The organism is Ruegeria sp. AD91A, assembly GCF_003443535.1.
GTDB lineage: Bacteria > Pseudomonadota > Alphaproteobacteria > Rhodobacterales > Rhodobacteraceae > Ruegeria.
Genome location: NZ_CP031946.1, coordinates 1,349,889 through 1,361,459, shown reverse-complemented (window position 1 = coordinate 1,361,459; position 11,571 = coordinate 1,349,889). Strand labels below are relative to the sequence as shown.

Annotated in this window: 11 protein-coding genes; 2 read left to right on the top strand and 9 right to left on the bottom strand. The window is 57.5% G+C overall.

The annotated features are described in order from the left end of the window. Positions 1 to 51: 51 nt before the first annotated feature. The 7 genes from D1823_RS06850 to D1823_RS21865 all read right to left on the bottom strand — a co-directional run bounded on the left by D1823_RS06850 (position 52) and on the right by D1823_RS21865 (position 8,016). Complete coding sequence (locus D1823_RS06850; RefSeq protein ID WP_117869209.1) at positions 52 to 651, bottom strand: NTP transferase domain-containing protein; 600 nt, start codon at positions 649 to 651, stop codon at positions 52 to 54. Positions 652 to 682: 31 nt separating this feature from the next. Then, complete coding sequence (locus D1823_RS06845; RefSeq protein ID WP_117869208.1) at positions 683 to 3,100, bottom strand: FAD-dependent oxidoreductase; 2,418 nt, start codon at positions 3,098 to 3,100, stop codon at positions 683 to 685. 83 nt (positions 3,101 to 3,183) lie between these two features. Continuing rightward, complete coding sequence (locus D1823_RS06840) at positions 3,184 to 3,984, bottom strand: HpcH/HpaI aldolase/citrate lyase family protein (protein ID WP_117869207.1); 801 nt, start codon at positions 3,982 to 3,984, stop codon at positions 3,184 to 3,186. A 42-nt stretch (positions 3,985 to 4,026) separates the two neighbouring features. Then, entirely contained in the window at positions 4,027 to 5,334 is a 1,308-nt protein-coding gene (locus tag D1823_RS06835) for an HlyC/CorC family transporter (RefSeq protein ID WP_117869206.1), read from the bottom strand. Between the two features lie 63 nt (positions 5,335 to 5,397). Continuing rightward, entirely contained in the window at positions 5,398 to 6,354 is a 957-nt protein-coding gene (locus tag D1823_RS06830) for a site-specific tyrosine recombinase XerD (protein WP_117872779.1), read from the bottom strand. Positions 6,355 to 6,356: 2 nt separating this feature from the next. Then, positions 6,357 to 7,877, bottom strand: a complete 1,521-nt coding sequence (locus D1823_RS06825; RefSeq protein WP_117869205.1) for a hypothetical protein — start codon at positions 7,875 to 7,877, stop codon at positions 6,357 to 6,359. After that, positions 7,867 to 8,016: a hypothetical protein gene (locus tag D1823_RS21865; protein WP_162896777.1), complete on the bottom strand. Its 150-nt coding sequence runs from the start codon at positions 8,014 to 8,016 to the stop codon at positions 7,867 to 7,869. Before D1823_RS21865 ends, D1823_RS06825 begins: the two co-directional genes overlap by 11 nt. 79 nt (positions 8,017 to 8,095) lie before the next feature. Here D1823_RS21865 and D1823_RS06820 point away from each other — a divergent pair, with 79 nt between their 5' ends. Both D1823_RS06820 and aroB read left to right on the top strand, forming a co-directional pair. After that, positions 8,096 to 8,683 (top strand): shikimate kinase, encoded by a 588-nt coding sequence (locus tag D1823_RS06820; RefSeq protein ID WP_117869204.1) that lies wholly within the window; start codon positions 8,096 to 8,098, stop codon positions 8,681 to 8,683. Continuing rightward, the gene (gene aroB / locus D1823_RS06815) at positions 8,684 to 9,796 is read left to right on the top strand and encodes a 3-dehydroquinate synthase (RefSeq protein WP_117869203.1); all 1,113 of its coding nucleotides are present in this window, start codon (positions 8,684 to 8,686) and stop codon (positions 9,794 to 9,796) included. A gap of 9 nt (positions 9,797 to 9,805) precedes the next feature. Here the strand turns inward: aroB and D1823_RS06810 are convergent, their stop codons facing one another. Next, the gene (locus D1823_RS06810; RefSeq protein WP_117869202.1) at positions 9,806 to 10,876 is read right to left on the bottom strand and encodes a site-2 protease family protein; all 1,071 of its coding nucleotides are present in this window, start codon (positions 10,874 to 10,876) and stop codon (positions 9,806 to 9,808) included. Between the two features lie 18 nt (positions 10,877 to 10,894). Further along, complete coding sequence (ssb, locus tag D1823_RS06805) at positions 10,895 to 11,383, bottom strand: single-stranded DNA-binding protein (RefSeq protein ID WP_117869201.1); 489 nt, start codon at positions 11,381 to 11,383, stop codon at positions 10,895 to 10,897. Between the last annotated feature and the right edge of the window lie 188 nt (positions 11,384 to 11,571).

Genomic DNA, 11,571 nt, shown 5'->3' with positions numbered 1-11,571 from the left:
GTAGTCCTGTTTTGGGCACCGGCCCGGTCGATTAGACCGGGCCGTGTTTGTTCAGAGAGTATGTTTTCCGCGCCAGTCCTTCCAGTCTTCCGGGGTATCCAGATCCAACCGTGCATTTTGGGCGGGCAGGGGATGCAGATGAACGCTGTCCCGATATTTTCGCACAATCTCCTGCGCGCCGTCGTCCCCTTTCAGCCGTGACAGTTGATCGAAAAGAGATCTGTCAAACACGACCGGATGACCGGGCGCTCCATCCTCGGTTGTTCCACGCCAGATCAGGTTGTCGGGGTGGGCACGTCGCGCTTTCAGAATTGTGGTCAGATCTGTTTCGGTCAGATCGGGTAGATCGGCCAACAAAACCATAGTGGCTGGTGCATCCGACGGCAGCTTTTGGATCGCGGCGCGCAGACTGGCATTCATTCCTTCTGCCGCATCCCAGACCGGAACGATCTGAACATCAAAGCCATCAAGCGCGTCATATCTTGGATGCGGTTCAGGAGGCAGGGCGACGATCACAGGCCCAACGGCGCAGGCCATGCTTGCGGAACGGGCGAGCAACGGAATGCCGTTGATCGGTTGCATCAGCTTGTCGATGTCGCCCATGCGGCTGGATTGACCCGCAGCCAGAATGATAATGGGAATCTTAATCATCCCGCTACAATGCCGTTGACCCAGGCGCGAGTCATCCCCTCATTCGGGCGCCGTCAGCGTCAAACAAGGGTGTCGAGATAACCTTTGCCTTGCGCATCTGGCCCAGTATTTCGATCTCAACTTCAAGCCCATCTGCTACGCGTTCAGACGGCAGGAAACCCATGGCGACAGACTTTCGTGCGTAGTGTGAATAGCCACCTGAGGTGCAGAAACCAACAACTGCGCCATCCAACCAGATCGGTTCATAGGCGTTGACGTCTGTGTCATCGGCTTCGACTTCGAAAGCGACCAAGGTGCGTGTCGCGCCTTTGGCATGGTCCGCCTCAGCAGCTTCGCGACCAATGAAGTCTGCATTCTTGCGGAACGAGATGAACCTGTCCAACCCGGTTTCCGCAGCGGTGTAGTCGGGTGAAAACTCTCGCATCCACGACCCGAAGAACTTGTCCAGACGCAGGCTCATCATTGCGCGCATTCCAAAGGGAACCATGCCATGGGGCTGCCCCGCTTCCCACAATGTCCACCAAAGTTGCCGCTGCGCCATCGGATCGCAGTAGATCTCGAATCCAAGATCGCCGGTATAACTGACCCTCTGTGCGATGCATTCCGTCATGCCCACGGTCATGCGGCGCACATCGAGGAAGCGGAAATCACTCAGGTCATCGCGGGAACACGCAGCCAGAACCTGCATTGCCTTGGGTCCCGCGATCTGAAAGCCGTTCAAGCGGTCGCTGATATTCTCAATCGTCACGCCGTCCTGTGTGTGCTGCTGGAACCAACGCATGTGGAAGGCCTGACTGCCGTAGGAAGCCGTGAGTTGAAACTCAGTCTCACTGAGGCAGGAAACAGTGAAGTCCCCGATCAGTTTGGCCTTGGGCGACAGCATCGGGGTCAACGACAGCCGTCCGGGTTTCGGAATCCGACCTGCCATGATCCGATCCAGCCAACCGCGTGCGTTGGGTCCTGAGATGCGATACTTGCCGAAATTGTGGACTTCGTTGATACCCACACCCTCGCGCACGGCACGCACTTCGCGACCTGTCGCGGCAAACGCATTCGAACGCCGGAACGAAGGCGTCTCATATCCCGGCTCGTCTCCTTGCGCGAAGTAGTTGGCGACCTCCAGACCGTATTGCTGTCCCCAAACCGCCCCCAGATCGGTGAAGATGTCGTACATCGGGGTCGTGCGGTTGGGGCGCGCTGCGGGCAGTTCTTCGTTCGGATAGGCGACGCTGAAGCGTTTCTGATAGTTCTCGATGACTTTTGGGCGGGTATAGCCCGGGCTGATCCAGTCGCCGAAACGCGCAACATCCATGGCAAAGACATCGCGTTCGGGTTCGCCTTCGATCATCCATTGCGCCAGTGTCAGGCCAACGCCGCCACCCTGGCTGAAGCCTGCCATGACTCCGCAAGCCGACCAGTAGTTGCGTATGCCCGGTACCGGCCCGACCAGAGGGTTGCCGTCGGGTGCAAAGGTGAACGGACCGTGGATCACCGATTTCACCCCCGCTTCTGCCAGAACCGGAAAACGGCGATAGGCGAATTCGATACTGTCCGTGATCTTGTCATAATCGTCGGGCAGCAATTCATGGCCAAACTCCCATGGCGTACCATCAACAGCCCAAGGTTTGCAGGGTTGTTCATAGAACCCAATGCACAAACCGCGCCCTTCCTGCCGCAGATAGCTTTCGCCGGCCGGGTCCATGACGTGTGGATGTTCGCCACCCGCGTCGATGATCGCCCCGATCTGAGGGATCGAGTCGGTCACCAGATACTGATGTTCCATAGGGTGCAGCGGGAAATAGACACCGGCCATCGCGCCAACCTCACGCGCCCAGAGCCCGCCTGCGTTTACGACATGTTCGGCGTGAATCGTAACTTTGTCGGTCACCACATCCCAGGTCCCATCGGGGCGTTGGTTGGTTTCGCGTACCATGCAATGAGTTTCTATGGTTGCACCACCCATGCGGGCTGCCTTGGCATAAGCATGCGTGGTACCCGATGGGTCAAGATGCCCATCCAGAGGATCATAGAGCGCACCGATAATGCCGTCTGTGTTGGTGATGGGCGCGATCTGCTTGATCTCGTCCGGGCCAACGATTTCGGTTTCCAGCCCCATGAACCTGTGCTTGGCGCGTTCGGCCAGCAGCATGTCGAACCGGTCCTGGTTGTCGGCCAGTGTCACGCCGCCCACATGGTGCAGGCCACAGGACATTCCGGTGATCTCTTCCAGTTCTTTGTACAGCCGGATCGTATACCCCTGCAGCGCCGCCATATTGGTGTCGCCGTTCAACGTGTGAAATCCGCCTGCGGCGTGCCATGTCGATCCGCTGGTCAACTCGGACCGCTCCAGCAGCATAACGTCGGACCAGCCCAGTTTTGTCAGGTGATACAGAACCGAGCATCCGACAACGCCGCCTCCGATAACTGCGACACGGGTGGTGGTTTTCACGATGTATCTCCCTATGGTTTTGGGAAAAACTGTCGAGCCGATACGGATTTTACTGTTCTGTTAGCGACAGCAGATGTCGTATGTTACGTTTTGCACCAGCTTTGGATTTGCAGAGCCTTCTCGCGCAGCCAAAGTGCGTCAAAACCTCCGACCAGACGATAGCCGCGAGAAAACAAATCGGTTGCCTGCGCTTCGTTCAGCGCCACATTGCCCAGTGGTATTTCGGCCCCGAAGGCGGCATTTTCCACTTTCCGGACAGCTGAAACAAAGTCCGGGTGATCAAACTGGCCCATCACGCCCAACTCAGTGCTAAGGTCGAACTGTGCGATGATCAGCATATCCACGCCTGGAACAGCGCAAATGGATTCGATATTTTCAAGGGCTTCAATCGTTTCGACCAGTATGCAACAGATTAGTTCCGGCCCCACAACGCTTGGGTAGGTGGTGAGAGTTTCGCCCCAACGCGACTGCGCGAGAAACGGTCCGAAACCACGGGTTCCATCGGGGGGATAGCGCAGGCTTTCGACGGCGCTCCGGGTGTCTTCCACGGTTCGGACAAGGGGAAACACGATACCTTCTGCGCCCAAATCCAAAGCGCGCTTTACGTCCGCTGGCTGGTTTTGCGCCACGCGTACCAACGGCGCACAGCTTGTTCCCGCAGTTGCGGCGATCATAGCGTGAGCCGAGGCATAGTCGATTGCTCCATGCTCAAGATCGATAATCACGGAGTCGACCCCGCATGCCGCCAGCGCCTGCGTAACGGTCGCCGAAGGTATCGTACATACCACCGAGCTGAGTCGATCTTTTGTGTCCTGCAGTTTCGTCTTGAGGCTGGGCATAATGAATTTGTCCTGCAATCGATTGGCAAAATTGATGACAGTCATTCTAGCAGCGCCCGGAACATTTCAGAAAAAAAATCGCAGACGTTATAGCGGGCGCACCTTCAGTCCGGTGATACGGTTGCCTTCACGTGCCGTGACCTCGAACCGGAAACCGTGGAACGAAAACACCTGACCGACGACCGGGATCATCTGCGCCTCGTGAATCACAAGGCCGGCCAGCGTGTTGGCCTCGTCATCCGGCAGTGACCAGTCCAGCGCACGGTTAATGTCTCTGATGGTCATGGCACCTTCGACCAGGTATTGGCCATCTTCGGTGCGGGTGACCGGGACCTCTTCGTCTATGTCGAACTCATCGGCAATCTCGCCCACGATCTCTTCGAGAATATCTTCAAGTGTAATCAGACCTCGAAGAGACCCGTATTCATCCACCACTAATGCAAAATGGCTGTGCATTCGCAGAAATTCCCGCATCTGGTCGTCCAGCGTGGTGGTTTCAGGCACAAAATACGGGGCATTTGCCACTTTTCCGATGTCAAAGCTGGCCAAACGGTCGGTGCCGCCGTCGCTGCCGCCTGCCTGCGCATACATGGCCCGAAAGAGGTCCTTGGCATGTACAACGCCTACAATGTTTTCCGGCTCGTCCCGGAAAACAGGCAGGCGGGTGTGGCGGCTTTGCAGACATTGTTTCAGGATTTCCTCGGGGGCCGCATTGGCGTCGATCATCTCGATGTTCGAACGGTGCAACATGATTTCTTCCACTGTCCGATCGCCCAGATCCAGCGCGCCCAAGATGCGGTCGCGGTCTTCTTTTTCGACCACACCTTCGGAATGACCAAGTTGCAGAGCGCCGGCGATTTCTTCGCGTACGGCCAGAATGTTGCTGTCAGGATCGATCTGCACGCCGAACAGGCGCAAGACACCGCGCACCAGCAGTCGCACCGCGGCCACAATGGGTGAAAACACCGTCACGACGACGCTGATGATCGGCGCGACAGCCGCCGCGGCCTTTTCGGAATTGGTGATGGCATAGGTCTTGGGCAGCACTTCGGCAAAGATCAGCACCAGCAGAGTCATGACCAGTGTCGCCAACGCCACGCCGCTTTCGCCGAACAAACGAGTGAACAAGGCCGTCGCCAGCGAGGCTGCCAGAATGTTGACAAGGTTGTTGCCCAGAAGAACCGAGCCGATCAGGCGTTCATTGTCATCGGTGATTTCGAGTGCCTTTTTCGCCCCGCGTGATCCTTTGTCGGCTTGTGCCCTCAGCTTTCCGCGTGAGGAGGCTGTAAGCGCTGTTTCTGAACCCGAGAAAAAGGCGGACAAAACGAGCAATAAAAGGATTGCACCTGACGTAAACCAGAATGTGCTGTCGATCAGAGAAGGTGAAGGTTCCATTGGTCCTTGGTGGGTTAGGATGGTGCATCCGTTATGGGGATGCCGACCCGCTGGATCAAGGGCTTAGCCCCTGTCTTCGTCAGGGTCTTTGCTCAGCGGGTGGTGTTGCAACACCAGTTCAGTCAGCCGTTCATCCAGAACATGAGTATAAATCTCGGTCGTTGCAACGTCGGCGTGGCCCAATAAAGTCTGGATCGAACGCAGGTCAGCGCCGTTGGCCAGCAGATGCGTGGCAAAGGCGTGACGCAGGGTATGTGGGGTGACTTTTTCGGGCGAAACGCCGCCCTGAACGGCCAGTTCCTTGACCAGCAGAAAAAACCTGTGCCGCGTCAGGTGGCCGGACTTACCGCGCGACGGGAACAGAAAGCGAGATCTTTGACCGCCTTTCTCAACAGTCTGATCTTCGGCTTCGTCTCGTACGGTCAACCAGGCAGCCAATGCATCCCGCGCCGGAGGGGACAGGGGCACCATGCGTTCCTTGCCACCTTTACCCAGCACCAACAGCATGCGCGGATCGCCACGGGCCGAGGAAACGGGCAGGGACACAAGTTCGGTGACGCGCATTCCGGTGGCATACATGACTTCCATCAGACACGTGTTACGTACGCGATCAGCCTTGCTGCGCCCGGTTTGTCGGGCAGCCTGAAGCAGGCGGTCGACTTCTGGCACGTCCAGCGTTTTGGGCAGTCGCTTCTGCCGTCCCGGACCTTTGATCTGGATGGCGGGGTTCGTCTCGCTCCAGCCTTCCTCGAACGCAAATCGGTAGAGCTGTTTGATGGCTGACAATCGCCGTGCGCGGGTGGAACGCGACAAGCCCTGTGCCTCGCAGTCGATCAGGTAGGCTTCGATCTGATCACGATCTGCCTGATTGAACCCGGAGTCCCTGTGCTGCAACCAGGATGCAAAGTCTTTCAGATCGCGCCCATAGGCCAGCAACGTGTTTGTCGCCGCCCCAAGTTCCGCCGCCTGAGCCTGTAGGAAGGTCGAAATCCAAAGTTCGTTTGTTGCCGGGGAGCCCATCATCAACGCTCTTGCAGGATCAACAGGCTCAACGCTGCGCGCCGCGCGGTGTCTTCCAGGCCCACGCGTCGGAAGGTTGCGATTGCTGCGGTCAGATCCACCAGATTGCCCCGTGAACCATGCGCAAACAGTTGCATGGCTTCCAGTATGGCTTCACCAAGTTGACCGTTGTCGAGCAAGGCGTCGATATCGTTGGGTACGGGCGCCGCCCATTCAAATCCCTGAGCAACCGCGTCCGCCCAAGGAGAAGGAGAAACCGCCCGCCCCGGATCACCCTGTGCCAATGCTGCAAGGAATAGGGTGTCAATTGAGTCGTCCGGCGCGGATTGTGCTGCCTGTTCGTACAGGTCAGACAGTATCAGAATGCGCCAGCGCAGGTTTTCAGTCGCCGGCACCGCCAGGGTAGTGTTCGACAAACGCTTGGCAAACAATTCGGCGAAGGGCACTTCAAGCCCGACGCCACGCATCTGCTGCCAGACCGGTGGCAGTGTTTTTCCAATGGCTTCAGCGTTTCGGGTATCCAGCGCGCTTTCAAAACGTTGGATGGCTGCAACCCTGTCCCAAACAGCGCCGGACGCCGCCGGGGACCGCTCGGTATATAGGCCCAGCAAATGATTGGGTGTCAAAGCGCCAATGCGTGTAAGCCGTTCGGCGGCTTCGATCTGTGCTTTCCATCCGGCCACATCCCGAAGATCTGCATTTGCAAAAGCTCTTGGCAACGAGGCGGTCGGAAGCCGTTCACCAATCGCCTCATAGAGTCGGAAACTCAGTGGATCCGGGTTTTCAGGTTGAGGCAGATAAGCCGCGCCTTCATAGAGTTCCGGGCTTAGAAAACGATCCAGAACCGCCAGGTCTTCTGGTGGCAGGATGTCCAAGGCATGCGCCGCCTCCAGCGTCAGCGCGGCCGACGCCCAATCCCCGCGCCGGGCTTTGCAGAACACTTGCGCGGCGTAGTTCCTTGACAGGTGCGGTTCAGCGATAAGGGCGGTGCAACTGCGATCCTCATCACCGGTCAGCAGCGTCGCGTCAAACCAGCGTTGAAACCGTTCCTGTGTATCGGTCGGCCCGGCCAACTGAACCAGCGATTGAACGGGATCTGCTGCGCCCAGTTGCATCAGACGGTCCAGTCGCGCCAGCAGCATGACCTCTTGGGCATCAGGGCCAGCCGGTGCGCGGGTTTCTGAAAGAAGCAACGTAAACAACAAGCGTTGCATCGCCGGGTTGTCGCGAACGGGCGTCTTTGCGATCAGGGCCGCCAGCCGGCTTGCATCGCTGCCTTGCCACAAATCTACGGGCAACCCTGTGATGGACGACGCAACCAGGCCCAACGGCTGTGACAGCGCTTCAAGCGGCGTCACCTCAATCTCTGGCAATCCTCCATTCTGCGCCACCGGCGGTTCTAGCAAAACCGTTCCGGGCAGGTTTTCCGGCGGATTCGCCAGCCAATCAATCGCAGACAACGGGGTTTGCGCATGTGCCGGTCCCGCCAGAAGGATCGCCAACAGCGCTTGTTTAGTCGACATCCAATACGACCGGTTCGCGGATTTCACTTTGAGGCGCAGAAAAATCCGCGCCAAAGAACGGTCCGACATAGGCATAGACAACCAGCCCAATGAACCCCAGGCAAAGAACATATATCAGGAATTTGATCAGTCGGCCCATGGCGCCACGCTGCCTCAATTTTTGCTTTTGGCCAAGTTATAACTGGCATTTTTCCCAAGATCACGTCATTCACGGTTAAATGAGCGAAATTAAGCATAACACACACTCGGCAGACACACAGGGTGGCTTTGAACTGCACAAAACGGTGGTTCTTGTGGGTATGATGGGGGCTGGCAAGACTGCAGTGGGGCGCGCATTGGCCGCCCGTCTGGGCGTTCCGTTTCTCGACAGCGATGCCGAGATCGAATCAGCCGCCAACATGACCATTCCGGAAATCTTTGAACGTGACGGTGAACCTTTTTTTCGCGCCAAGGAATCGCAGGTCATCGGGAGATTGCTGAACGAGAAAAAGGGCATTCTTTCAACGGGCGGCGGGGCGTATCTGCAGCCGGAAAACCGTCGCATCATTGCCGAAAAGGGTGCTGCAGTCTGGCTGCGGGCGGATCTGAATGTTCTGTGGAATCGTGTTCGCCACAAAGACACACGTCCTTTGCTGCGCACAGCCGATCCGTATGCGACGTTGAAAGCCCTCTATGAGGCCCGCGTGCCGGTTTATGCTCAGGCAGATCTGGCAGTGGATTCGGATGGCGAGACCTCGATCGAAAATATGGCAGGCCGCGTTGTCGACGCGCTGATGACACGCCCTGATGTTTTGGAACTCAAATAAATGCATCAAACAGTACATGTAGACCTTGATGACCGCTCGTATGATGTTGAAATCGGTCCAGATCTTCTGACGCGGGCAGGGGGCTGGATATCACCACTTCTGGCCCGGCCAAAAGTGGCGGTTTTGACGGATGAAAACGTGGCCGGTCTGCATCTTGAGACCCTGCGCGCCGGGCTGATGGCTGCGGGGATCGAGATGACCGAGCTGGCATTGCCCTCCGGAGAGGCGACCAAAAGCTGGCCGCATTTCGAGCGCGCTGTCGAGTGGTTGCTTGCTGAAAAAGTCGAACGTCGGGATGTCGTCGTGGCCTTGGGCGGCGGGGTCATCGGAGACCTTGCAGGCTTTGCAGCGGCGGTTTTGCGGCGTGGTGTTCGTTTTGTGCAGATTCCAACGTCCTTGCTGGCGCAAGTGGACAGTTCGGTTGGGGGAAAGACCGGGATCAACGCACCTCAGGGGAAAAACCTGATCGGCGCGTTTCATCAACCGTCTCTGGTTCTGGCCGACACCTCTGTTCTGGGGACCATGACCCAGCGAGATTTTTTGTCAGGGTATGGCGAAGTCGTGAAATACGGTTTGCTTGGCGACGCGAAATTCTTTGATTGGCTAGAGGCGAACGGGCCAAGCGTTTCCTCGGGTGACATGGCGGCCCGCGTACGCGCGGTAACGCGTTCAGTGCAAATGAAAGCCGATATCGTCGCGCGGGATGAAACCGAACAAGGCGACCGGGCTCTTCTCAATCTGGGGCACACGTTCTGCCACGCTCTGGAAGCTGCAACAGGCTATTCTGACCGCCTTCTGCACGGTGAAGGTGTGGCAATAGGTTGCGCGCTGGCGTTTGAGCTGTCGTCTCGGCTGGGTTTGTGTTCGCAAGAGGATCCAAGCCGGGTGCGCGCGCACTTGCGTGCGATGGGGATGAAGACGGATCTGGCTGATATTCCGGGCGAATTGCCAAGTGCCGACGCGCTGGTGGATCTGATGGGGCAAGACAAAAAAGTCGTGGACGGTCAGCTTCGGTTTATTCTCGCGCGCGGGATCGGAGAGGCGTTTGTGACGCCAGATGTGCCGAAAGATGCGGTTCTTTCGGTTCTGTCGGATGCGCTTGCGACGGCTTGAACTGAAAGCCTAACGACCCTGAATAACCATCAACTCACCGATGTTTTCGCGGGTGATGTAACCCATCATCCGACCAGCCCGAGTGACCACGGCAATTGCCGGAGCCCCCTTATGCAGATGTTCCAACACGGTCTCGAGGCCGGTGGTAAGCGAAACTGCGGGGACATCGGCATTCATGATTGAGGTGGCAGGTGCCGATCTGGGTTGATCGCCTGCGAGCGCGGCAAACAGCCGATCTCGGGTCACAAAACCAAGCAGAGATTGATCCGTATCCAGTACAGGGAACTCATGCTGCGTGGTGTGAATTACGGCTTGTGCTGCTGTGCTCAGCGTATCGTTGGGGGAGAGCGCGTGAAACTCGGTGATCATCGCGTCCCGGGCCAGAACGCGACGTGCCGCAGATCGCAAGGCGACGTCCTGGCTTTCTGCGTTGGCGGCGATGAACACGAACACTGCGATCAGCACAAGAAACGGGTTGCCCGAACTCAGCCCCACAAAACCCAGGCCAACGGCGACGATCTGGCCACCGAGCGCAGCCACGCGTGTTGCTTTGACACGATCCATGCGCAGGCAAAGAAGGGCGCGGAACACGCGTCCTCCGTCCATGGGGAAGGCCGGGATCATGTTGAATACTGCCAGCAGAAGGTTGATATAGGCCAGCCTGTTCAGAAACCCGATGCCCGGTGAATCGATCTGGGAAAGCGTCTCGATCGGCAGTCCAGCACCAAACGCGACCAGAATGACCCAGATCACGATGTTCACCGCCGGACCTGCAAGTGCCACCAAGACTTCTTGCAACGGCTTTTCCGGCATCCTTTCAAGCCGGGCCAACCCACCGATCGGCAACAGTGTTATGTCTGGGGTCTTGATTCCATACCGCCGGGCCATGAGGGCATGACCGAACTCATGGGCGACCACACAGGCAAACAAGGCCAAAACAAACAAGAGGTTGTCAATGGCTGCCAGCAGGCCGCCTGCTGAATAGGCCGCAAAGCCCACCCAGGCCAGCAGTAAGAAGAATGTGACATGGACCCTCAGTTCGGACCCGAGCAATCGGCCGAGAGAGAAGGACCATGTCATGTCGTGTCTCCGATTTGCTTAGAACGGAATCTCGTCGTCGTCGATTCCGCCCGATGCCGGTGCCGGTGCCGGGGAACTGGACGGACCGCCATAGGGGTCTCCGTACCCGCTGCCTCCGGCTTGGCCACCGCCATAACCACCGCCACTGCCTTCGCCGCGCCCATCCAGCATCACGAGGGTAGAGCCAAAGCCCTGCAGGACAACTTCGGTAGAATAGCGGTCCTGGCCTGACTGGTCCTGCCACTTGCGGGTCTGCAATTGCCCTTCAAGATAGACCTTTGAACCCTTGCGCAGGTATTGCTCTGCCACACGGACCAAACCTTCGTTGAAGATGGCGACCGAGTGCCATTCTGTGCGTTCGCGGCGTTCACCCGTGTTGCGGTCTTTCCAGTTCTCTGACGTGGCAATACGCAGATTGCAGACTTTGCCGCCATTCTGGAATGTCCGCACTTCGGGATCACGCCCCAGATTTCCGACCAGAATGACCTTGTTGACTGAACCCGCCATGTAATTCCTCGTTCCGTTCTGACGTAAATGCGCCGAATCTGGCGCGACTTGTTTTGTGAGACCCTATACGGCCTGCATCATGGTTGAAAACAGTAGATACAACAGTGTGGAACAAGAGTCTTACTTTGGTCTTTACCAAGCTTTCATTTTTTGCGGGAATACCTATACTCCGACTGGTTTCTTATCGA

Coding starts and splice junctions, on each gene's coding strand:
- D1823_RS06850 (WP_117869209.1), bottom strand. CDS start 651: ATGATTAAGATTCCCATTATCATTCTGGCTGCGGGTCAATCCAGCCGC.
- D1823_RS06840 (WP_117869207.1), bottom strand. CDS start 3,984: ATGACTGTCATCAATTTTGCCAATCGATTGCAGGACAAATTCATTATG.
- D1823_RS06835 (WP_117869206.1), bottom strand. CDS start 5,334: ATGGAACCTTCACCTTCTCTGATCGACAGCACATTCTGGTTTACGTCA.
- D1823_RS06830 (WP_117872779.1), bottom strand. CDS start 6,354: ATGGGCTCCCCGGCAACAAACGAACTTTGGATTTCGACCTTCCTACAG.
- D1823_RS06825 (WP_117869205.1), bottom strand. CDS start 7,877: ATGTCGACTAAACAAGCGCTGTTGGCGATCCTTCTGGCGGGACCGGCA.
- D1823_RS21865 (WP_162896777.1), bottom strand. CDS start 8,016: ATGGGCCGACTGATCAAATTCCTGATATATGTTCTTTGCCTGGGGTTC.
- D1823_RS06820 (WP_117869204.1), top strand. CDS start 8,096: ATGAGCGAAATTAAGCATAACACACACTCGGCAGACACACAGGGTGGC.
- aroB (WP_117869203.1), top strand. CDS start 8,684: ATGCATCAAACAGTACATGTAGACCTTGATGACCGCTCGTATGATGTT.
- D1823_RS06810 (WP_117869202.1), bottom strand. CDS start 10,876: ATGACATGGTCCTTCTCTCTCGGCCGATTGCTCGGGTCCGAACTGAGG.
- ssb (WP_117869201.1), bottom strand. CDS start 11,383: ATGGCGGGTTCAGTCAACAAGGTCATTCTGGTCGGAAATCTGGGGCGT.